Origin of the sequence: Mongoliitalea daihaiensis (assembly GCF_021596945.1) — a bacterium.
In the GTDB taxonomy this organism is placed as follows: Bacteria; Bacteroidota; Bacteroidia; order Cytophagales; family Cyclobacteriaceae; genus Mongoliitalea; species Mongoliitalea daihaiensis.
Genome location: NZ_CP063779.1, coordinates 3,537,436 through 3,560,469 on the forward strand (window position 1 = coordinate 3,537,436; position 23,034 = coordinate 3,560,469).

19 protein-coding genes are annotated in these 23,034 nt (G+C 40.4%); 9 read left to right on the plus strand and 10 right to left on the minus strand.

The features are described from left to right. The first annotated feature begins 23 nt into the window (after positions 1-23). The 3 genes from IPZ59_RS15120 (at position 24) to IPZ59_RS15130 (ending at position 2,668) form a co-directional block, all read left to right on the plus strand. Positions 24-782, plus strand: a complete 759-nt coding sequence (locus IPZ59_RS15120) for an RNA methyltransferase (RefSeq protein WP_236139819.1) — start codon at positions 24-26, stop codon at positions 780-782. Between the two features lie 12 nt (positions 783-794). Then, on the plus strand, positions 795-1,799 hold the full coding sequence (locus IPZ59_RS15125; RefSeq protein ID WP_236136881.1) for a bile acid:sodium symporter family protein: 1,005 nt from the start codon (positions 795-797) through the stop codon (positions 1,797-1,799). Between the two features lie 77 nt (positions 1,800-1,876). After that, complete coding sequence (locus tag IPZ59_RS15130; RefSeq protein ID WP_236136882.1) at positions 1,877-2,668, plus strand: PhzF family phenazine biosynthesis protein; 792 nt, start codon at positions 1,877-1,879, stop codon at positions 2,666-2,668. A 104-nt stretch (positions 2,669-2,772) separates the two neighbouring features. On the opposite strand, the gene IPZ59_RS15135 is transcribed toward IPZ59_RS15130, so the two are convergent. Both IPZ59_RS15135 and IPZ59_RS15140 read right to left on the minus strand, forming a co-directional pair. Continuing rightward, the gene (locus tag IPZ59_RS15135; RefSeq protein ID WP_236136883.1) at positions 2,773-4,203 is read right to left on the minus strand and encodes an SLC13 family permease; all 1,431 of its coding nucleotides are present in this window, start codon (positions 4,201-4,203) and stop codon (positions 2,773-2,775) included. Between the two features lie 241 nt (positions 4,204-4,444). Next, positions 4,445-4,927, minus strand: coding sequence for a hypothetical protein (locus IPZ59_RS15140; protein ID WP_236136884.1), 483 nt, complete (start codon positions 4,925-4,927; stop codon positions 4,445-4,447). Between the two features lie 88 nt (positions 4,928-5,015). On the opposite strand from IPZ59_RS15140, the gene IPZ59_RS15145 reads away from it, so the two are divergent. From IPZ59_RS15145 to IPZ59_RS15165, 5 genes are all read left to right on the plus strand, one after another. After that, entirely contained in the window at positions 5,016-6,134 is a 1,119-nt protein-coding gene (locus tag IPZ59_RS15145; protein WP_236136885.1) for an XdhC family protein, read from the plus strand. Beyond that, a complete protein-coding gene (locus IPZ59_RS15150; protein WP_262912219.1) occupies positions 6,131-6,718 on the plus strand; it encodes a nucleotidyltransferase family protein in 588 nt (195 codons plus the stop codon). The genes IPZ59_RS15145 and IPZ59_RS15150 overlap by 4 nt, the downstream gene beginning before the upstream one ends. A 68-nt stretch (positions 6,719-6,786) precedes the next feature. Further along, positions 6,787-8,085 (plus strand): tyrosine--tRNA ligase, encoded by a 1,299-nt coding sequence (tyrS, locus tag IPZ59_RS15155; RefSeq protein WP_236136887.1) that lies wholly within the window; start codon positions 6,787-6,789, stop codon positions 8,083-8,085. A 58-nt stretch (positions 8,086-8,143) separates the two neighbouring features. Next, positions 8,144-8,779, plus strand: coding sequence for a hypothetical protein (locus tag IPZ59_RS15160; RefSeq protein WP_236136888.1), 636 nt, complete (start codon positions 8,144-8,146; stop codon positions 8,777-8,779). A 99-nt stretch (positions 8,780-8,878) separates the two neighbouring features. After that, on the plus strand, positions 8,879-9,580 hold the full coding sequence (locus IPZ59_RS15165; protein WP_236136889.1) for a TetR/AcrR family transcriptional regulator: 702 nt from the start codon (positions 8,879-8,881) through the stop codon (positions 9,578-9,580). Positions 9,581-9,789: 209 nt separating this feature from the next. Here the strand turns inward: IPZ59_RS15165 and IPZ59_RS15170 are convergent, their stop codons facing one another. The 4 genes from IPZ59_RS15170 to IPZ59_RS15185 all read right to left on the minus strand — a co-directional run bounded on the left by IPZ59_RS15170 (position 9,790) and on the right by IPZ59_RS15185 (position 14,408). Continuing rightward, complete coding sequence (locus IPZ59_RS15170; RefSeq protein WP_236136890.1) at positions 9,790-10,698, minus strand: YihY/virulence factor BrkB family protein; 909 nt, start codon at positions 10,696-10,698, stop codon at positions 9,790-9,792. A 2-nt stretch (positions 10,699-10,700) separates the two neighbouring features. Then, positions 10,701-11,657 carry an aldo/keto reductase gene (locus tag IPZ59_RS15175; protein WP_236136891.1) on the minus strand — a complete coding sequence of 319 codons (957 nt, stop codon included), beginning with the start codon at positions 11,655-11,657 and terminating at the stop codon, positions 10,701-10,703. 114 nt (positions 11,658-11,771) lie between these two features. Beyond that, positions 11,772-13,154, minus strand: coding sequence for an NmrA family NAD(P)-binding protein (locus tag IPZ59_RS15180; RefSeq protein WP_236136892.1), 1,383 nt, complete (start codon positions 13,152-13,154; stop codon positions 11,772-11,774). Then, on the minus strand, positions 13,155-14,408 hold the full coding sequence (locus tag IPZ59_RS15185; protein ID WP_236136893.1) for an NAD(P)/FAD-dependent oxidoreductase: 1,254 nt from the start codon (positions 14,406-14,408) through the stop codon (positions 13,155-13,157). A gap of 159 nt (positions 14,409-14,567) precedes the next feature. Here IPZ59_RS15185 and IPZ59_RS15190 point away from each other — a divergent pair, with 159 nt between their 5' ends. Beyond that, positions 14,568-15,791 (plus strand): serine hydrolase domain-containing protein, encoded by a 1,224-nt coding sequence (locus IPZ59_RS15190; RefSeq protein ID WP_236136894.1) that lies wholly within the window; start codon positions 14,568-14,570, stop codon positions 15,789-15,791. Positions 15,792-16,101: 310 nt separating this feature from the next. Here the strand turns inward: IPZ59_RS15190 and IPZ59_RS15195 are convergent, their stop codons facing one another. From IPZ59_RS15195 to IPZ59_RS15210, 4 genes are all read right to left on the minus strand, one after another. Next, complete coding sequence (locus tag IPZ59_RS15195; protein WP_236136895.1) at positions 16,102-17,256, minus strand: cysteine desulfurase family protein; 1,155 nt, start codon at positions 17,254-17,256, stop codon at positions 16,102-16,104. Between the two features lies 1 nt (position 17,257). Continuing rightward, positions 17,258-17,671, minus strand: coding sequence for an alternative ribosome rescue aminoacyl-tRNA hydrolase ArfB (gene arfB, locus IPZ59_RS15200; protein WP_236136896.1), 414 nt, complete (start codon positions 17,669-17,671; stop codon positions 17,258-17,260). Positions 17,672-17,733: 62 nt separating this feature from the next. Beyond that, complete coding sequence (locus IPZ59_RS15205; protein WP_236136897.1) at positions 17,734-18,987, minus strand: DUF819 family protein; 1,254 nt, start codon at positions 18,985-18,987, stop codon at positions 17,734-17,736. Between the two features lie 1,486 nt (positions 18,988-20,473). Continuing rightward, positions 20,474-22,945, minus strand: coding sequence for a GumC family protein (locus tag IPZ59_RS15210; protein ID WP_236136898.1), 2,472 nt, complete (start codon positions 22,943-22,945; stop codon positions 20,474-20,476). Between the last annotated feature and the right edge of the window lie 89 nt (positions 22,946-23,034).

The following is a 23,034-nucleotide window of genomic DNA, read 5'->3' on the forward strand; positions in this document are numbered from 1 at the left end:
TAATCACAACGAGGCAATTCCGAATGTTAAGCAAAAATACGCTTAAGTTTATTAAATCCTTACACCAAAAAAAATTCCGCAAACAAGAGCAGTCTTTTTTTGTGGAAGGTAGTAAAAATGTACTAGAGCTCTTGTGTTCAGACTATGAAATTTCACATCTGTTGATAACAGAAAAGTTTGAACAGGAGCATAGTCGCCTTTTGCAAAAATATGCAAGGCAGTCTATTCAGGTTAAGGAACAAGATCTGATCGCAGCAGGTACTTTTCAAAGCAATGATGCTGCCTTGGCTGTGGCCAAGATAAAAGCCAACGAAGCATTTGATTTAGGTGTTGATGAATGGGCTTTGGCCTTGGACGATGTTCGGGATCCGGGTAATTTGGGAACAATCATCCGCATAGCCGATTGGTATGGAATTCAAAAAATTATCCTTTCCGAGGAGTCCGCAGATTTTTACAACCCCAAGGTGCTGAATGCAAGTATGGGATCTTTTAGTAGAGTGAAAATTCACTACTGTGATTTGCAAGCCTACTTGAAAAATGTGCAGCAGCCGATTTATGGAGCCTTTTTAGATGGACAAAATATATATGCCGAATCATTTCCAAGAACAGGAATTTTAGTGATGGGCAATGAATCTCAAGGAATTTCGAGGGAAGTGGAAAAATTCGTGAATCGTCGCATTTCTATCCCTGCCTTTGGAAAAGCGGAATCCTTAAACGTTGCCATCGCTACTGCTGTGTGTTGTGATAACATACGCCGGCAGCAAACACCTGTTGTACCATAAGCTACGATTGGCATGTCACAAATCAGAAATACACTCAAAAAAGTAGGTATCAATACCTTTTTCTTTCTTCTGATTGGAATGATTGTACTAGCCAAGTTTTTCCCAAGCTTAGGCACAAGCAATGGCCCCTTACCGCTAAAAGAAATAACAGCAGTGGGTATTTCTGTGATTTTCTTTTTTTATGGTGTAAAATTAAGCCCTCAAAAACTCAAAGAGGGATTACGAAACTGGAAGTTACATGTCTTGATTCAGACAACCACTTTCTTGATATTTCCAATTGTTATTCTTTTACTTTATCAGGTATTCGGAAATGATGAAAATTACTTTTGGCTAGGTACATTTTACTTAGCGGCTTTGCCTTCTACTGTATCTTCATCCGTCGTGATGGTTTCAATCGCAAAGGGAAATCTTCCAGCCGCTATTTTTAACGCAAGCATTTCAAGCATGGTAGGGATCTTTATTACACCGATTTGGATGGATGTGATGTTGCCGGATACAGCTGTTTCTTTTGATTTGACAGAGACTTTTATCAAGCTCAGTTTGCAAGTATTATTTCCCGTTATCATAGGCCTTTTTTTACATTCAAGACTGATTTCTTTTGTCAATACGCATGCAAAAACCTTAAAAAACTTTGATCAAGGAATTATTCTATTGATCATCTTTACTGCTTTTGCAGAATCCTTTGCTGAAAAAATGTTTGAAGGCCACAGCGCAACTTCTATTGTGGGTTTAGGCGCTTTGATGTTGCTGTTATTTATCCTTATGGCTTTGGCCATGTGGGGATTATCAAGGGTATTGAAATTCTCGAGGGAAGATACCATTACTGTTATTTTCTGCGGTAGCAAAAAATCGTTGGTACAGGGAGCAGTTATGGGGAGGGTCATGTTTCCTGATCCAGTAATCTTTGGTTTGATCCTATTGCCTCTTATGATCTATCACGCGCTTCAGTTGATGGCTGGATCAGCGCTCGCACAGCGATTGGCTATAGGAGAGGAGAAACAAGGAGTTGAGGTCTAAGAAAAAGGTTAAAGATATATTTACTGAAGCATTTAAAAACATAGTATATTTCGTTGAATTAAAATCTCGCAGAAATCTTGAAAATTTATCAAATCGACGCATTTACAGATCAAGTTTTTGGAGGTAATCCGGCGGCAGTTGTGCCACTTCAGGCTTGGCTACCCGATGAAATCCTTCAATCTATAGCCTTAGAAAATAATTTATCAGAAACAGCTTTCTATGTACCAAAAGGGAATGCCTTTGAACTTCGATGGTTTACCCCCACGACAGAGGTTGCTTTATGCGGTCATGCGACCTTAGCTGCTGCTCATGTCCTATTCGAAGAGGAGGGCTATCGCCAAGAAAGTATTGAATTTGAGTCAAGATCTTCGGGTATGCTGCGAGTCACGCGGACAGAAAAAGGAATTACCCTTGATTTTCCGGTGGATGAACTAACTGAAATTGATCTTCAACCAAATTTGCTTCAACCTTTTCACACGAAACCTATTCAAGCCTTTCAAGGGAAAACAGATATTATTTTGGTATTTGAATCAGCCGATCACATTAAAAAATTAGGAGTAGATATGTCCGCGATTGCTGCGATTGAGGCGAGAGGAGTGATTGTCACAGCACCGGGAGATGATGTGGACTTTGTTTCCCGTTTTTTCGGTCCAAGGGTAGGTGTTCCTGAAGATCCTGTTACTGGATCGGCACATACAAGCCTAACCCCACTATGGAACTTAAAAACCCAAAAAACTAGTTTTCAAGCATTACAACTGTCACCCAGAGGAGGGAAGCTGCACTGCCAATTGAAAGGGGATAGGGTTTTAATTACGGGAAATGCGGTGACGTACATGAAGGGGATAGTGATGGTGAACAGTGAACAGTAATTTCAGCACAAGATATTGATTAGTAAGGAGGGACTGCTCGTTCAGAATTAAAACTTATTTCTAGTCACTTACATCTCGTCTCTAAAAATACCTGTTGGTCTTGTTTAGAAAGGATACTGAAATAAATCCAAGCCCCAAATGAAGGGTAGGGCGTAGCGGGTAATCAGGGTGATGACTATAATTGAAAAAATATTCAACCAAAATCCTGCCCGAATCATATCCTTGATTTCAAGGTAGCCTGAACCAAAAACAACTGCATTGGGAGGAGTAGCCACCGGTAGCATGAAGGCACAACTGGCAGCCATCGTAGCCCCAAACATCAATCCAAAGGGATGAACACCCATAGAAGCCGAGACTGCAGCCAAAATCGGTAAGAGCATAGAAGCCGTCGCCACATTGGAGGTAATCTCTGTTAAAAAGTTGACTGCCGCGACAATGATCAATAAAAATAACCCAAAAGCTATAAAATCAAGATAAATAAACTGACTACCAATCCATTCTGCTAATCCTGTCACTTTAAATCCTTCGGCTAAAGACAAGCCACCACCAAAGAGAATTAAGATGCCCCAAGGGATTTTTTCAGCGGTTTTCCAATCTAATAAGGCCTCCGACCGCTTGGAAGAAGGAATTATAAATAAAAGCAAAACACCGATCAAGGCAATAATTGTATCATCTAAGAAGGGTAAATTTTGTTTGACCACAGGTAAGCTTCTGCTTATCCAGGCCAAGCTGACCATGACAAAAACCAAGGAAACGCGTTTTTCCTCCAAAGAAAGTGAGCCTAAATCTTTGATTTGTTTTGCGATTTCGGCTTTTCCTGAGCTGAAATCAGCTTGTTCGTCACTAGGTAAAGCGATGCTCGTTAAGTACCACCAGCAGATGATTAAAAGAAATAAAGCCACTGGTAAACCGTAACTCATCCATTGACTGAAGCTAATCTCAAACCCATACAATTCCCGAACGACACTGGCTAAAATAATATTCGTAGGAGTACCAATCAACGTTGCAATTCCGCCAATCGAAGCTGCATAGGCAATACCCAACATCAATGATTTCCCTAAAGGGCTGCCTTTCATAAATTTACCATCTGTTCCGTCCAATTGGGATACAACTGCAATGCCTATGGGCAACATCATTAGAGAAGTCGCCGTATTTGATATCCACATGGATAAAAAAGCAGTGGCTACCATAAAGCCTAAAACTATTTTCTTAGAATTTGTACCAATCCAATGAATAATAATCAGGGCAATTCTTTTATGTAAATTCCATTTTTCAATAGTAACTGCAATCATAAACCCACCCATGTACAGTAATACCATAGGATTGGCATATGATTTGGAAACCTCTGCGATGCTCATCGTTTGTAGCAAAGGCAATAAAATCAACGGTAAGAGTGAAGTAGCTGGAATAGGGATAGCTTCTGTTATCCACCAGGTAGCAATCCAACAGGTCACTGCTAACATGACTTGAGCATCAGCAGGCATCCCGAATAAATCTGGCCAAACCCATATGAGTAGGAATAACAAGGGACCCATGAATAGTCCGATTGATAAAGAAGGTTTTGATGATTGTTTCAAAATGTCAAGGAAAAGGAAGGGGTTGATATTTTGGGTTTATGGTTGATGAATGTATTCTATTTAACATAATGTAAATTATATAACAAATAGGCTTGTTTCAATCAATTGGCTCAGTTCATGCAATCAGCCATCTTTCCCATATATTCCAACCAATTGTCCGTGAATGCACTTACAAGGTACTACCAACAGCTCTCTAGCATCAATTGTGCGCTGTCAATTCTCCTAACTGTAACTGATAATCATATTGCAGATCCTCGTGCAACTTGCTGATAAGATTTTCTACTTTACGTAACTGTACACCATACAAATTATCAATTACCGGATGTCTATGATCTAAATATCCAAATTCTTTGGTTTGCTGACAGAAATATAAAATCAATTCCAATTGCTGATCTTTTCGCTTCGTAAATTTTAAAAGTTTGTTTAAAGTACTTCTTAACTTCTGCAAAGATTTTTTCCCTGTCCAGTAATTGGAATTGTTGCCTTTGTAAAATTCTTGTAACAAAAACTCTTTGCTCTCTACCAAAAAGAAATTCTCATCCTGCTGCTCATGCAATTTAAAATAAGCATAACGCTTATTATCTGTTGTAAAGCCAATGATATCAAGCAACAGGGTTTTGAGTTCTTTTTCATCCATATACCCGATGGCTTTTTTTATTTCAGCTATTTTTGGATTAATCATGTGTTAAATCAACTTTTAAATCTTAAATCTAGCGCAAAATTTGAAATTAACATTTAACTAACTTTTAAATAGGGTTATTTTTGATTCGATGAAAGAACTCCAGGAAATCATACAGCAATACTACACCTATCTAGCAAATAACGAAGCCTGTGCCTTAGCTACTGTCGTAAAAGTCGATGGATCAGCTTATCGACGTCCGGGCGCACGCATGTTGGTATCCGAGAATGGCCAATTAACAGGTGCTATATCTGGCGGATGCCTCGAAGGTGATGCCTTGAGAAAAGCTCAAGCAGTTATTTTTAAGCAAAAATCCAGTATAGTTACCTATGATACAACGGATGAAGACGATCAGAAATTCGGTATTGGGCTTGGTTGTAATGGTATTATTCACGTGCTTATCGAGCCTATCCAATTTGAAGAAGTATTGAACCCTATTAAACTGCTTGAAATTGCACTTGGCAAAAGGGAAACAGCTGTTTTGTTAACATTGGTAGATCTCGATCCGACAGCTACCGATCAGCCGGGAACCTTGGCTTGCATTCAAGCCGAGGAAAGCCATTTGTCTAGTCGAGCCCAAAAACTTTCCCATCTCAATCAATTTATAGATGATACAGCATATTTAACTAGTTTACAATCATCTATCATTCAAAAAATAGCGTCTGAAGAAACACTTTACTGTTTGGTCGAGCCCATTCATCCACCGGTTCATATTTGGCTGTTTGGTGCAGGCAATGATACCATTCCTGTAACCAAATTCGCACAACTATTGGGCTGGGAAGTAACGTTGATTGATGGAAGAAAAACCCATGCCAATGAAGTGCGTTTCCCTGGTGTCAATCGAATCTTTGTTCGCTCTGCTGAAGACGCCTTGGAAGGATTATCCGCAGATGCACACACTGTAGCGTTGCTGATGACACATAATTTTGAGTATGAAGCCACCCTTTTGGAAGGTCTTCTTCCCCTACCCTTGCCTTATATTGGAATTTTAGGTCCAAAAAAGAAATCATTGAAGTTATTTGAACGCTTGGAAAACAAAGGGTTTGCCATCCCTCATGAGCGAATCTATGGTCCAATGGGTTTGCATATCGGTGCAGAAGGCAGTGAAGCAATTGCTTTATCGGTTTTAAGTGAGATCATGGCTGTACTTCATCATAAACCTGCGGGATTTTTAAGGGAGTTGGATGGACCTATCCATGCATCCTTATGAACAGTTATGGCGCCATTATCTTAGCTGCTGGACAGTCTAGTCGCTTAGGCAAACCCAAGCAATTGCTCGAATACAAGGGTAAAAAATTATTACAACACGCCATCGATGCTGTTACCCCAATTGTTCATGAAAATTTTCGAGTCGTATTGGGAGCCTATACCAGCGAAATTTTAACCTCCTTTGAACCGGTCAGTTTTCCCTATGTTCACAACGAGGAATGGCCACTTGGAATGGCTACTTCTTTGAAAACTGGTTTAACCTCATTGCTCAACCAAACGAGTGTCGAGGGTATATTTTTATTAGTTTCAGATCAACCTTTTGTTGATAGTGAAATAGTTAAATCACTATTAGATAAGCATATAAAAGAGAATAAAAAATTGGTTGCCTCTGCCTATGGGCATACTTTGGGAGTACCTGCTTTCATTCATGCCACGTACTTTGATGAATTATTGGGGTTGAAACAAGATGCTGGTGCGAAGAAACTTTTTTATCGCTACTCTAGCGATCTTGCCCAGTTGGATTTTCCGAAAGGAAGCTTCGATGTCGATACCCAAGAGGATTTTTTAAAACTTATCCAACCCTAGTTGGGCATTCTTTTTAAAGTCTTCATCTCAAACCCTATATTTGCGCAACAAAAAGTAAAACAAGCAACATGAACAATTTTATTGAGGAATTACGCTGGAGAGGGATGCTTCAGGACATGACCCCTGAAATCGAGGAACATTTATCCAAAGGGATGGCTTCAGCTTACCTCGGTTTTGATCCAACGGCGGATTCTTTGCATATTGGACATCTAGTCGGTGTCATGACTTTGTTGCATTTCCAACGGGCCGGACACAAACCGTTTGCATTGGTAGGTGGGGCAACAGGTATGATTGGCGACCCAAGTTTTAAATCAGCTGAACGAAATTTATTGGATAAATCCTCCCTAGATCACAATGTAGCTTGCCTGCAAGATCAATTAGGTAAATTTTTGAATTTTTCGGAAGGTGCGGCGAACAAGGCTGAACTTGTTAATAATTATGACTGGATGTCTCAGTTTAGCTTCCTGGATTTTATCCGAGATGTAGGAAAATACATTACAGTGAATTACATGATGGCGAAAGATTCGGTTAAAAGAAGGTTGGAAGACGGAAACGGTCTTTCTTTTACTGAATTTTCCTATCAATTGATACAAGGGTATGATTTTTATCATTTATGGAAAAATCAAAACGTTAGCATTCAGCTAGGTGGTTCCGATCAATGGGGAAATATCGTAACAGGTACAGAATTAATCCGCAAAATGGAAGGAGGTTCTGCATTTGCCCTGACGGTTCCTTTGATCACCAAAGCAGATGGCACCAAGTTTGGAAAAACAGAGTCAGGTTCGGTTTGGTTGGATCCAGAAAAAACCTCCCCGTACAAGTTTTATCAGTTTTGGCTGAATGTATCGGATGAAGATGCGAGGAAATACATTCGGATTTTCACAGTTTTGGATCAGCAAACTATTGAAAGTTTAGAAAGTGAACATGCAGCAGCTCCTCACTTGAGAGTTTTGCAGCGGGAAATTGCCAAGCAGGTTACGCTTATGGTTCATGGGGAAGCAGATTATGAGATGGCAGTCAAAGCTTCTGAAATTCTCTTTGGAAAATCTTCTACCGAAGATCTGGCATCTTTAGATGAGCGTACGTTTCTTCAGGTATTCGAAGGTGTTCCGCAGGCAGAACTTACCCAAGAAGAATATCATGCTTGCCCTAGCCTAGTGGATTTATTATCAGAGAAGACTAGCAGTGTAATATTCCCATCCAAAGGAGAAGCACGAAAAATGATCCAAGGTGGTGGTGTTGCGATCAATAAAGAAAAAGTATCAGATCCACAACTGAAACCTGCTTTTGCGCTCTTACAAGGGAAGTATTTACTAGTTCAGAAGGGAAAGAAAAACTATTTCATCGTCAGCATCACAGAAAACTAATCAAAAACGCAACATTCTGCTTTATTTTCAGTATTTTAGGATGTTAAAAAATGAATTTATGAACAGAATATTTCAACAGTCTATCTTCGCATTGATTCTGATGTTAGCTATAAGTTCATGCAGATCAGGTTTTGAAGGTGATAGAGATGGTCTACGGGAGGATTTGGAGTCTATCACAGAGGTACTACACGTCAGCTTCTTTGAGTTTGATGTAGTGGGTGGTACTGAAACCGAAGAATTTAGAGTCGATAATGATGGCCTGCATGGAATTTATGGAATTTCTCGGATGGATGCAGAGCGCATGGAAGGAAATAGCTTGGCATTGTTCAGATGTATTCGGGTGACGGAACCCAGTGTACCCCAGTTAACGCGTATCAGAGCTGCCACTAGTAATTTTAGTGATTGTCGCACGAGCAAAAGCCTTGACTATCGAAGATCTGTCAATGAAATTTTGAGAGGTTTGTCTCAGAATAGAAGAGAATTGATCCAAGCGATGCAAACAGGTGTGATGTCCCCTTTAGAAGTCAGAAATGAATTTAATCAACTCAGGCAGCAAGCACGCCGGGCGATTATGGATGAAAAAATAAAGCATTCCGAAACATTGAAAGAATGTTTGGGAAATTATGTAGGAGATTTAAACAGCGTTTTAACTCCGCTTCAGTGGGAACAGTTCAGATCCTGCATCCGGGATTAAAATTACTGATCTCACTATGAACACTTTAGAATAGACTGCACTTAGCAGTCTATTTTTTTTGAATGAAGTTTAATATTTTTGAACTTCATTCGAAAAACTATGGCAGCTAAGGATCGCGAGAAAAAAGAAAAATTGATTTTAGACGGAGCAATCAAACTCTTCAACACCAAAGGTTATACGGCGACAAAAATGGAGGATGTCGCCAAACAAGCCAAAATCAGCAAAGGGCTCACCTATTTTTATTTTAAGAACAAGGAGGATTTGTATATGGCTGTAACCAAAAAAGCCTTTGATGAGCTTCGGGCGGTATTCCGAGAAGTGTACAAAGTTAAGGGTCGTACAGGCATGGAAATGCTGACCGAATTGACTGGAAAGTACATCGACTTTGTCTTAGAAAATAGAATGCTGAATGAGGCTATTTTAAATTTTATGAATCTAGTTCAAATGTATAATAAAGAGGAGTTGAGAAGCGCTATCCATCCCTTGATTTTAGAAAGCGAGCATTTTCAGAAACTTCTAGAAATACAGCATGATTGTGGGAAGTTGGGTATTCAGATGGTTTCATTAGGAATAAAGGATGGCAGTATTCGTCCCGAATTGCAGGCCGAAATCACATTTTATACCATATGGAGCATGTTGATTGGTTTCGAGCGCCTTTCAGGGCCTGTGGATTACGAAGGTAAAGATTTGAAAATTCACCTTGAAAATTGGAAGCCTGGCTTTATTAAATTGATGCAGGAAATGCTTAAAGGAACCATTCAGGCCTCCAAACCTAAGGTTGTTCAAGCCTCTTTATTTTAAAAGCAACAAGTGCTGATTGAGATTTGAAATTTTGAAGCTTGACAAAGAGGAGTTGCAATCCTCCTACCCGGATTAATTGTCATTCTAAAAAATCTTGTTCCAAGTTACATCCGGACTTACGGAGACACCTGTTTAGAGCTAGCTATAAGTATTTTGAAGCTTGGAATACTCGTTTCTAGCTTCTAATTTCTCGTCTCCTTCTTTATTGTTCACTCTATTTCCCTCAGTTCCACCTTGACTGCTTCGTTTTTTGGGATGATGCTTCCTCCTACATTTTCAGCTATGTAATAGGTGATTTGGGCTCCAAAAAGAAAAATCACTACTGAATAATAAACCCATATGAGTAGAATTACCAAAGAACCTGCAGCTCCGTAGGTACTTCCAAGGTTGGAATTGCCTAAATAGATCCCAATCAAATACTTGCCTACCCCAAATAATACCATGGTGACGATGGCGCCCATCCAAGTATCTTTCCAGCGTACCCGTGCATCTGGTAGTATTTTATACATCAGAGCAAAGATAACCACAAACAAGGCTTGAGCTAAAGCAAAATGTGCTACTGCGGCAAAATTGAAGGGTAAATCCACGATCAAATAATCCGCCAAGTAATTATTGATGATTACAAAAATGGCATCCAAAATCAAGGAAATCAAAAGAATAAAGCCAATGGAAGCTACCAATGAGAAACTTAAGAGCCGATTAACAGCAAATTTTATCAAGCCTTTCTGAGGTTTGGCTTTGATATGCCAAATGTGATTGATGGCATTCTGTAAACTCACAAAAACGGTGGTCGCGCTAAATGCAAGCAAGAGAAATGCTACAAAATTGGAAATCATATTGGAGCTGCTACCCTCAAAATTATCTAAAATTTCCTCCAAGGTTTCTCGACTCTCAGGTCCTGCGAGCTCTTCTATCTGATGAAGGATTTCAAATTTAATTTCACTTTCCGTGTACAGGGTAGCCCCAATATTTAAAATGATGATTAACAAGGCTGGCAAACTGAAAATTGTGTAAAAAGCTGTTCCAGCTGCTAGTCCCATTGATTCTCCAGAAAAGAAATCCTTCACCGTATCCCTCAAAATTTGGTATACCGTTAGTTTTCTTATTTTTTCGATCATAGTTATTCTTTTTCCCATAGGTCTTCCAAGGAATATGGGCTCCTGGGACCTGTGTAAAAAGTACCGTCGATAAATCGATACTTGGTGTCAATGTTCTTTAATGTTTCCATATCGTTTGCTTCAATTACAATAGCCCCTGCTGCCAAATTTTCATGGATTCGTTCCTGATTGATGGATTTTGGAATTACGGCAATTCCCCTTGCTACATGATAAGCAATCAATAACTGTGCCGCAGAGCATGCATATTTAGAAGCCAACTCTTGAATGAGCGCATGCTGGAGTAAACTGGGTTCATCTGCTTTTTTGATGGAAGAAGAGCGATCGCCCGAGCCTAGTGGAGAGTAAGCCGTCATCAGCATACCATGCTCCTTGCAGAACTTTACCAGCGTATCTTGGGGTAAAAAAGGATGCATTTCTACCTGATTCATTTCTGGCGCTACTTTACATGTTTTCAGGATTTCGTTCAACTTACTGCTGTTAAAATTAGAAACTCCAATATGCTTGGTGAGTCCATTTGCGAAACAAGCTTCCATCCCTTCCCAAGTTTGTTCTAAGGGAACATCCTGATAGGTATAGTACTCCTCCCTGTTTTGGGCAAACTCCACCCCTTTCTTAAAGCTTACAGGCCAATGAATCAAATATAAATCCAAATAATCCAAGCGAAGATCGCGGAGAGTTTCTTTCAAACCTACTTCCACGTCTTCCAAGCGATGATTGGAGTTCCATAGCTTGGACGTAACAAACAATTCCTCTCGCCTGACAATGCCATCCGAAAATGCTTTGGTGAAGGCCTGCCCTACTTCTGATTGATTATTGTAAATCGCCGCACAATCAATGTGTCTATAGCCTGCTTCTAAGGCCCATAAAACTGCCTGATATACTTGTCCCGGTTTAGATTTCCATGTTCCTAAACCGATTATGGGTAGTTGGTCTCCGTTATTAAACGCTAGTGTTTTCATAGGTTAAGTAGTAGGTAGTAAAGTTAGCATTTTAAGTCGTAATATGTTTGAAAGTTTACATGACTTGATGTAGACATCTGTGAGCGTAAACTTCAAGTGAGCCAATTATTCACCCTAAAATTTAAATTTCTCCAGATACTTTTTGAAGCGGTTCATCACCCAAAGATGGATTCTTGCCTGCGTATTCACATAAATAAACCAAGGCAATCGAGGAACAAATTCATGAATGGCGGAAATCATATATTTCCCTCCCATGACTTCCCTAAATTCCAACCATCCGTAATCATACCGCTTGACCAGCCATCCTCCAGTAATATAAAAAAGCTGTCGTTTCATATCGCTGCGATCAGGAATGAGCGTCAGTTGGAGCATAGGTTTGGGGAAGTTCAATAGATGAAAGCCAATATCCCCTCTGCTATTTTCCTTGGCATTGATTAGAAAACTAAAAAAGGTCGGTAACCAAACTTTGTATCGATTGGCAACCCACAAAGCACTTTGATGCCGCGTATTGGGGAGGCGTTGGATACTTCGAACAGTATTTTTATCGCCTGCAAAGGATTTAAAAGGAGGTAATGCCGGTAATTTCGCATCCGGATCCAATGCCTTTTTTGCAGCAGTATTATAGTCTAAGTAGTCAATATCTTTTTCCCGAAAAGCCAAGTGATCTGAAACCGTGAGGGTGTGTTTCAGACTTTCCACCAGAGGGGATACCAAAGACATAGGGGTTTTACCAAAATAGGAAACCCAAAGCTTGGAAAAACCTACGGAAAATACCGGAACGGATACAATCCAGCGTTTTTTGCCCATTGCCTTCGCCGTCATTTCCAACATGCCTTTGTAGGTTAGGATTTCGGGCGAACCGATTTCAAATGCGCGTCCATAGACATTAGGATTACCCAAACAACTATCCATGATAGTCAGCGCATCTTCCAAAGAGATGGCTTGCGTTTCGGATTGGGTCCATTGGGGACACACTAGAACAGGAAGCTTTTGTACCAAATGATACATCATATCAAAAGAGGAACCTCCTGGACCAACAATTATACCCGCTCTGAGGGCAGTTACTGGAACTCCCTTCGATGCGAGGGTTTCTTCTACTTCCAGTCGACTGCGCAAATGGATGGAGATGGCCTCCAACTCTAAATCTTTGGGTAAAATACCTCCTAAATATAAAATTTGCTCAATTTTATTGGCTGCAGCAGCTCTCGCAAAATTATCTGCCAATAATAAATCCGTATCCTGAAAGCTACCCTGATTGAGGCGGGTAGATGCAGACATGGAATGAATCAAATAAATAGCATAGTCAATACCCTCAAGAGCTTCAATTGTTGAAGTGATGGAAAATAGCTCCACCTGCTTCCAAGTGACCCCATCTACCACCGGCTGTACAGCCTCTCTTCTGCTGAGAGCCACGATGTCATAGCGGTCTTTAAATCGATCGATAAACCATCTTCCGATGTAACCTCCTGCACCTGCTATGGCTATTTTCTTTTTCATCTACAATGGAGGCTGTTCAGATAAAATCAAAGCTTCTGCAGCCCTTCTGCCAGAGGTCATTGCGGCATTAATAGAGGCATTCAGCATATAGTCCCCTGCTAAAAAGACTCCATCCATCAATTTGGCTTGGGTTGGTGTAATATCACCCTTCATATCCTGTACATCGGGTAAAGCTTCAGTTAGTTCGTACGTTGTGACATGCTCAAAATAAGAAGCCGAGATACCTGTCAACGCTTCCAACTCTATTCCAATCATAGAGATCAGTTGCTCATTATTTTTTACAGGTTGAACCACAGAAACAGAAAGCAGTGCTTTGCCTTTTGGTGCATAGGCTTTGCTTACATCTGTCATGAATACCAGGTTATTTATGATAAACTGAGGATCAGTAACCAATGAAATCATTGGACTTGCAGTAAAGGAATGATCTAGTGCAAAATATACGTTGATTACTTTTCTGTAAGGATTCACTTGCCCACTCATTTGGGGTATAAGCTTATCCGGTCTACATGCAACAATGACTTTTTTCGCCTCAATCACTTCTCCATTTTGAAGTGCAATGGTAGTTCCTTGAATACTTTCTACTGGCGTATTCAACCGGATTTCCGTTGTTCTCAGCTTGCTTTTTAACTGTTCCGAAATCTGCCCCATACCTTTTTCTGGTACTGCGGCATGTCCCAAAGCAAACATCTTAAAGACAAATTTAAACATCCTGGAAGAAGTGCTCAGGTCATTTTCCAAGAAAATACCTTTGAAAAAGGGTTTAAAAAAATTGTTGATGATGATATCTGAAAAACCATATTCTTTCAGAAATTGAAGCGTCGGTTGAGATTCTTCTGCAAATATTTCCTCATCTGAAAGACCTTTCAACTTATTGGTAAGGGTAAATATTTTGACCTTATCGGTCAAACTGCCTACTTCCGAGAAAGCCATTCCAAAGAGTTTCATAGGATCCCGTAAAGGATCATGAATGGCGAAACTACTGCCCGGTTTTAACACAATTGCTCCTGGAGCAAATTTTTTCAATTGAAGGGAATCGTAATCCAAATAACGCTGAGCCTCCGGATAGGCCGTATTCAATACTTGGAATCCTCTGTCGCAAAGAAATCCTTTGACAGCATCTGTGCGCACACGTCCCCCTACTCCATCGGATGCTTCTAAAATCAGTGGTGTATATCCAGCCTTTTCTAACTCAAACGCTGCTATCAGTCCTGATAGTCCAGCGCCTATGATACAAACGGGTTTTTGTTCGTGCATGTGTTTAAATATATGAAGATATGACCAAAATTAATGCATTTTGTTTGATATCATACGGGAACTTGCTACCAACCGATTAAATAATCATTCATTTAATCCTGTAATTTTCTCAAAAAACGGGGGATATTTTGGTACTTTCGATCATTCATCAACAGATCCATGATACGAAAAATCTTTCTTTACATTTGTTTGCTCGGCATAAGTTTGCAAAGCAGCATATACGCACAAATCTATTTTCCTCCAGCAGGTCAATGGGCAGAAAAAAATCCTCAAGAGCTGAATGTATCTGCTGCTAAACTTGCCGATGCCATTCGCTTTGCGCAGGCAATCGAAAGCACCCAAGATCCCAATCTCAAATTGGCGCATTACCAGTCTGCTTTTGGTCGGGAACCTTTTGGTTATCCTGTTGGTCCTATGAAAGATAGAGGAGCGTCCACAGGTTTGATTATTTACAAGGGCTATATCATCGGAAAATGGGGAGACCCAGATCGAGTAGACTTGACTTTTTCAGTAGCTAAAAGCATCCTATCCACCACAGCGGGCTTAGCAGTAGATGCTGGATTGATCCGTTCAGAAAAAGATTTGGTGTATCCTTACATGGCACCTATCATCCCCTACAACCCTGCTCAAACCCTGCAGAATAAAGCCGATCATATGTTTCAAGAAGATGTTTTTGATTTGTTTGCGGGAGAACATAATCGAAAAATTACCTGGGAACATTTGCTGAGACAAACATCCGATTGGGAGGGTTCCCTTTGGGGAAAACCTGATTGGGCAGATAGGCCTACGGGTAGTTCCATGGACTGGCTAACGCGAGAAAGACATGAACCTGGAACAGTCTATAAGTACAATGATACTCGCGTAAATGTCCTGGCATTGGCTTTGTTGAATGTTTGGAGACGTCCGTTGCCTGTGGTCTTAAAAGAGCGGGTGATGGATAAAATCGGTGCGAGTCCTACTTGGAGATGGACAGGATATGAGAATTCATTTGTAATTATGGACGGGCAAATTGTACAATCTGTCAGTGGTGGTTCGCATTGGGGAGGTGGCTTGTTTATTTCTGCTTACGATCAAGCAAGATTTGGATACCTTACCTTGCGTAACGGGAAGTGGAATGGTGAACAAATTGTCTCTGAAGCTTGGATAAACAAATCCAAAACTCCAACCTCTGTTCAGACCAATTATGGTTTTATGAATTATTTCCTAAATACAGATAAAAAAGAAATCCCTAGTGCACCCGAATCAGCCTTTTATCACCTTGGTGCAGGTACCAATATGGTGTATGTAGATCCTGAAAATGAACTAGTAATCGTAGCTCGGTGGATCAACAACAATGAAAAAGCTGCATTGGTGGAGAAGGTATTGGAGGCGATCGAGAAGTGAAGCTAAAATAAGGTAGAAATAAGAATTAAAATAATTTGAGATGAGATACGAATCAAAAGACAAGATTTAAAGGAGCTGTCCAGGCTGTTCGAGATTTGCAATCTAGAACTTGGGATAAGGGGGATTTGCAATCCCCTTTGGTTTATTGGTTTGTTACCTCAAATTGTTTCCGACTTAATTTTACTTTTTCTTAATCTATGACGTCAACTGTAGTGGGATTGCAAATCCCACATTATCTGTTTCCCGAAATTGCAAATTTCGAGAAGCTTCACTGTTTACTATTCACTGCTCACTGTTCACTATCCACTGTTCACTGTCCACTGCTCACTCTCAACTTCTCAACACATTCCCTGACAGCCTGAATAGCTATTTCAATGTCTTCTTTGGTGGTGGACCAGCCTAGGGAGAAGCGAATGGATGCTTTGCCTTGCTCATCGCTTAGGCCCATGGCTTTGAGAACGTGTGAGGCTTTGGGAGTAATTGAAGAACAGGCAGAACCTGAACTGCAGGCGATGGTTTTATTGAGTTGAAAAAGCAAATCTTCCCCTTGTACCCCTTCAAATGCTAAGTTGCTGACATGTGGTAAACGATGGCTGACGCTGCCATTGATCGAGATACCGGGCAATTGACAGATCGCATTTTCAAGGGAATTACGTAGTTCCTCCATTTGGGTAGAATTACTACCTATGGACTTTCGGGCAATTTCAGCGGCTTTACCCATGCCTACAATGCCCGGAACATTCAATGTACCGCTCCGGAATCCTTTTTCATGGTTTCCTCCATCTAGGATCTGTTTAGGTTTGGCAAAAGTATCGTTGTGCCGTATGAATAAAGCTCCCACGCCTTTGGGGCCATAAAATTTATGGGCTGAAAGCGCCATCAAATGGCAATGGGAAGTTGTCACAGGGATTTTTCCTACACCTTGGACAGCATCGGTAAAAAGGATTACTCCATGCCTCTCAGCAATGGCAAATATTTCATCCATCGGGTGAATCAAGCCTGTTTCGTTATTTGCCCACATCAAGGCAATCATTTTGGTGTGAGGCCGCAGAGATGCTTGCAAAATTGACAAATCGATCTCCCCTTTGCCATTCACTGGTAAATAGGTAACCTCTGCTCCCCAACTTTCCAAGGTTTGGAAGGTGTCTAAAACTGCCTTATGTTCGGTTAAACAGGTGATGTAATGTTGGCGTTCTCCCTCGAAATTGAAATAAGTTCCCTTGATGGCTTGGTTGATAGCCTCGGTCGCACCTGAAGTAAAAATGATTTCTTTGGGTTTGGCTCCGATGGCTTGAGCTACTCTTGCACGGGCCAACTCCACTGCCTCTTCTGCTATCCACCCATATGGGTGATGCTTGCTTGCCGCATTCCCGAAATGTTTGGTAAAAAAGGGAAGCATCTCCTCCAAAACTTCGGGATGACAGGGTGTAGTAGCATTGTAATCCAAGTAGATAGGTGCCTTCATCTCAATAATCACTTCTCCATTTTTTCTTTTCAGATCGGGCCTTTTTTGCTTTCAACCGTTCCTCAACTGCTGCTTTGGAAGGCTTAGTTGCAATCCTCTTTTTTTTCTTTTCAAAAGCCTTGGTCAGCAGTTCATAAAACTTCCGAATGACCAGATCCTTATTTTGCAGTTGGGAGCGCTTTTCCTGACTTTGTAGGATGATGCCACCTGAAATATCAAGTTTAGAGCTCCATTTTTTCTGCAGTACTTCTTTTTCCTCTAGGTCCAAAACCTGCGATGCCAAAACGTTGAATTTCAGCTGTACTTTGGAATTGACTTTATTCACGTTTTGACCTCCGGGCCCAGAGGATCGGCTCATGATAAATTCAAATTCAGGATCAAATAAGCGTTGTTTTATTTTTTGTTGAATATGCATACTGACAGGAAATAAGGATCATCCTTGAGTAGTAACTATCCTCAGTGGGAATAGTTCCAGTGTCACATGCCATGTGCCAGCTGCATCAGCAATCCACAGATGTAGGCTCCATAGGTGCCAACAGCATATCCTAAAACAGCCATCAAGACCCCTACCGGTGCTAAGGAAGGGTTGAAAGCTGATGCTACGATGGGTGCTGAAGCTGCTCCTCCGACATTTGCTTGAGAACCCACAGCCACGTAAAAGAACGGTGCTTTGATTAAAAATGCTACCAAAAGCATGATCATGATATGGAATAGCATCCAGGTAATCCCGATAAGAAAGAAAACAGGATTATCAAAGATAGCTCCTAAATCCATTTGCATCCCGATGGTAGCCACCAATACATAAAGCAACAAGGAACCCATGCGCGAAGCCCCTACTCCTTCGAGTTTTCTGGTTTTCGTGAAGGACAACACTAAACCACCCGTTGTAGAAACTACCACAATCCAGAAGAATGTAGAATCCAAGGAATAAGCACTTAAGGCTGGGTAATTCTCACCGATAAAGGGTGCCACATAATCGGCAATCAAGTGAGACAACCCAGTAATCGCAAAGCCAATTCCAACTATTTTCATGCTATCTGCCAAGGTGGGAAGCTTCATGATACTCGCACGATACTTTTCAACCTTTTCCTGCAACTCCGTAATTGCCGAAGCATCTGCCTTAAAGATTTTATCAATTTTTCCTGGTTTGGCTGCCCAATATAGCAAAACAGCCATCCACACATTGGCTACCAAAACATCCACTGCAATCATTTGGGAAAACAAGGTTGGACTTGCTCCAAATACTTCTAGCATGGCTGTTTGGTTGGCACCTCCTCCAATCCAGCTGCCGGCGATCGTTGCTAAGCCTCTCCAGATTTCGTCGGGACCAACTCCACCTAAGATTTCGGGATAAATGGCCGAAATAGTCAGTAATGCCAAGGGGCCACCCACTATAATCCCCAAGGAACCCGCCAAAAACATGATCAAGGCTTTTGGTCCCAATTTTAAGATACCTTTGAAATCAATTCCTAAGGTTAACAAAACCAAGGAGGTTGGGAGTAAGTAGCGGGAAGCAACTTTGTACAAACCTGAGCTTTCACCAGATATAATTCCCAAGGAGTTGAAAACAGCTGGGATAAAATAGCAAAGAAGAACGGATGGGATATATCGATAAAATTTCTGCCAAAAAGGGGCTTTACTAGCCGATGTACTGAATACAAATGCTAAGGTCAACATCAACAAACCTAGGACGGTTGCGTCGTTTGTCAATAATGGCGTTTGTTCTGTCATTGTAAATAGGTTAGATTTTGTAATGAATAGTAGCTGCAAGATATGGAATCACGGTTGAAGATTTAATATTTTAGAATTTAGATTTTAGATTTCAGTTCACGAATTATGACTGATTCATTGACTATTTTGTGGATTGAAACTCGAGCCTAGCAGTAGCTCTTGGGTTTGTTGCTCTTTTATAGAAAAAATTCATCTTGAAATAATCATATGGTTTCTTATTTTTAAGCGAAATGTAGGCGAATGGTCGGGAGACACACGGGACACGGTCGGAACGTAGTCGGGACATGTACCCTAGAAAAAGCGGTATTTTAATGGGGAAATATGAATATTTCCGATGCTTTATAATTTTTTTAAGATCTGAAATAGTTGATTTTTTACCATTAAGGGATTAAGGGAATGAAGGTTTGGTATAATATGAAGGCTAATTTTCAAAGTAGCGTATCAGGTATTTTACCAAAAAGGGGCGTTAGCCCTGCGATCTCAAACTGACGGGGAACGAAAAACCTGGCAGGTTTGCGATAGCATGGGGAAATAAAAAGCTTCAACGGATATCTAAAACCTGCCAGGTTTTACCTAGAATCGATAGTCCTGATGGGACTTTGTTTTTTACGAATTCACATTTACCTTGGGTTGAAACCCAAGGCTAGCATGTCTGCTGTGCCTATGGCATTAAGTTTAACCCATATGTTAACACTTAACAATTCCAATCACCCTCGCTGGTCTTTAGAACCCTCCTAACTGTCCCCCCTACCAACTGCTCACTGATCACTCCCCACGCCGGTCTCTAGAATCCCCTCATTCATTCCAAATTCTTCATTCCACATTCTACATTCCCAACTGCACACTGTTCACTTCCATCGTCGGTCTTTAGAATCCCCTCATTCATTCTAAATTCTTCATTCCTAATTTCACATTCCACCCCCACTGTTAACTGTCAACTGCTAACTGTTCACTGTTCACTCTCATCGTCGGTCTCTAGAATCCCCTCATTCATTCCAAATTCTTCATTCCTAATTTCACATTCCACCCCCACTGTTAACTGTCAACTGTTCACTGTTCACTTCCATCGCCGGTCTCTAGAATCCCCTCATTCATTCCAAATTCTACATTCCACATTCTTCATTCCCAACTCCCCAACTCCTGGCGTCGACTTCGTTCAGCACACGTGGTGTCACTCGCAACTGTTCACTACTCACTGCACCACCCTCGCTGGTCTTTAGAAGCCCCCAATTCATTCCAAATTCTTCATTCCACATTCTAATTCACTAACTGCTCACTTCCCACTGCTAACTGTCCACTGCTAACTGTTCACTCCCATCGCCGGTCTTTAGAATCCCCTCATTCATTCTAAATTCTCCATTCCTAATTTCACATTCCACCCCCACTGTTAACTGTTAACTGTCAACTGCTAACTGTCCACTGTTCACTCCCATCGCCGGTCTTTAGAATCCCCTCATTCATTCCACATTCTACATTCCTAATTACCTCACTCCCCATTCAATCCTTTTCTGAATTTTTCCCAGAAAGTTTGGAGGAAGCTTTTACTACGTTTTTTGAAGTGCTTTTTCTTTTCTTCCAACTCTTCTCCGTAGTAGTTGTACATGTACTTGTTGTTTTGGGAATAGAGATAGGTGTTTCCGTAACCGTAGTTGTAGCCCTCGTAGTAATAGCCTGAATCGACGATGCCATTAAATACCCCATAGACATTGTTCACTTGCTTATTGTTAAACAAGTCATTGATCATAACCAGATGGTCTTTCATGGTGTAGTTTTGTCTGACTACATAAAGATTAATATCAAACAAGCGCATCAAATCGATGGTCTCAGAAACCAAACCTAGAGGTGGTGTATCGAATATAATCATATCAAAACGCTCTTCTAAGTATGCAATAAATACTTTTAGTCGATCGGATTGTAACAATTCAGCAGGATTTGGAGGAATGATACCAGAGGGCACAAAAAATAGGTGTTCGTTATCTGTCTTTATAATAATTTCTTCTTCAATAGCTTTGCCAATTAAGTAAGATGATAAGCCTATTTTTTCTTTATGATTAAAGTAGGAACCTAACTTGGGTCTCCTTAAATCTGCTCCGACTACAACTGTCTTTTTTCCACCAAGAGCCATGGCTGATGCCAGGTTGAGGGAAACAAAGGTTTTTCCTTCTCCCGAAACAGAAGAGGTAACCAATATCTTTTTCCGTTTTTTATCTGCAGCTAAGTAATTAATAGCAGATCTTAGCGATCGGAAGGATTCTGAGACAGCTGATTTTGGGTGTTCAAGTACAACCATATTGGTATCTTTTTTACTTTTACCAATGATGGACAATTGAGGAATCATAAAGTGTTTTTTCAATCCTCTTTGATCCTTGATACGGTCATCAAAAATATCCTTCAACACTAAAAACCCGAAAGGCAACAAAAAGCCTATGGCTATTGCCATGATATAGTTCTGCTGCTTTTTAGGAAAAACTAAATTTCCTCGTTTGGCATAATCCAATATCGCATTATCAGAGACATTGGAAGCTCTTGCAATCCCAGCTTCTGCTCTTTTTTCTAACAAATACGTATATAGATTTTCTCGCAACTGATACTCTCTAAATATCGCAGAATATTTAGATTCTGCTTCTGGAAGCATCTTGAATTGATCGTCGTAGACCTGAATATCCTGAGCTAATAGATTCCTTTTTTCGCGAGTATTGGCTATTAAATTAGTGATATTTTCTACCAAAGCATCTTGCACCTTATCCATCTGAACGTCAATTTTGATGACATCGGGATGGTTTTCATTGACAGAGGCAAGCAATTTACGTCTGTCCTGAGAAAGAGTAACCAAGGTTTGAATCAATCCATTTAACAAAGGATCCGGAATTCCCACAACGGAAGGTGCAATTACTTGGGTGTAATCCTTTGTCTTGCTCTCCATGTAGCGCTTGATGGAATTGTAATAGGACATTTGGAAATCCATCTCTTGCGCCTGTTCATCTAGGCGATTCATTCGGTTCAAAATATCATTGAATTCAGAAGAAACATTGATCATCCGATTTTCAACTTTAAAATTCTGAAGCTCACGTTCTTTCTTTCTCAAGGAATCTTCAAGGTATCCCAATTGTTCCTCGATAAAACTTAAGGTATTTTCTGCATTTCGGTTTTTTTCTCGCAATTCGTAATCCAAATAAGACTCCATCAAAGCATTGATGTAATCCCTGCCTTTTTCCACTACCGTAGTGGTGGTACGAATTTCTAAAACAGATGCCATGACATTGACCAAAGTAATGGCAATGGATTTGGACATTCGTTCTTCTAAGGAAACAGGATTTCTAAGGATATACACGATGGTTTCACCTACCCTTCCTGGATTAAACAAATACACTTTTAATTTGGAACGTGTGGTTTGAATGTCCTCTCCAAAATTGAAAGTACGGTTAAACAATTCCTCATCTCCGCCTGCTTTTGCTGGATTGATATCAAAAAAACCTCCATCATCGGGTAGGATTCGAAAAGTTTTCTCAGTCAAAATCTCCAATTGCATGGGAATATCTGCTATTTGCAAATGATTCCAGTCTACCTCGATTTTGATAGGACTTCGATCATACAACTCAATTTGTTTAATATTGGTTTTGGCATAATACTCCACATCAAAATGAAGCTTGGCTAAGGTTTCTCTCGCCAACTGTTTGGACGACAACATCAAAACATCATTTTCCAAATTGTTTTGGCCCGAAAAGATCCGAGATCTATCCAAAATTCTTGCTTCCGGTGTATTGTTAGCTTTGATGACTATGGTCCCTGCGACCGAATATTGATCTACAGTATACCTGTGAAAAACGTAGGTGCCACTGATAAACAACAAGATAAAAAATAGATAAAGTGGCCAAAAGCGGATATACTTCGCAATGATATAGCGAATTTCCAATGCTTTTTCTTCATTATCTAATTGACTTAAATCAAGTTTATCCATGAAAAGGAAAATTGGTTATTTGGTTGATCAATGATTAGTTGAGTAGATAAATTGGGGTGACACTTTTTCTTTTTTCAATCTTAGATATA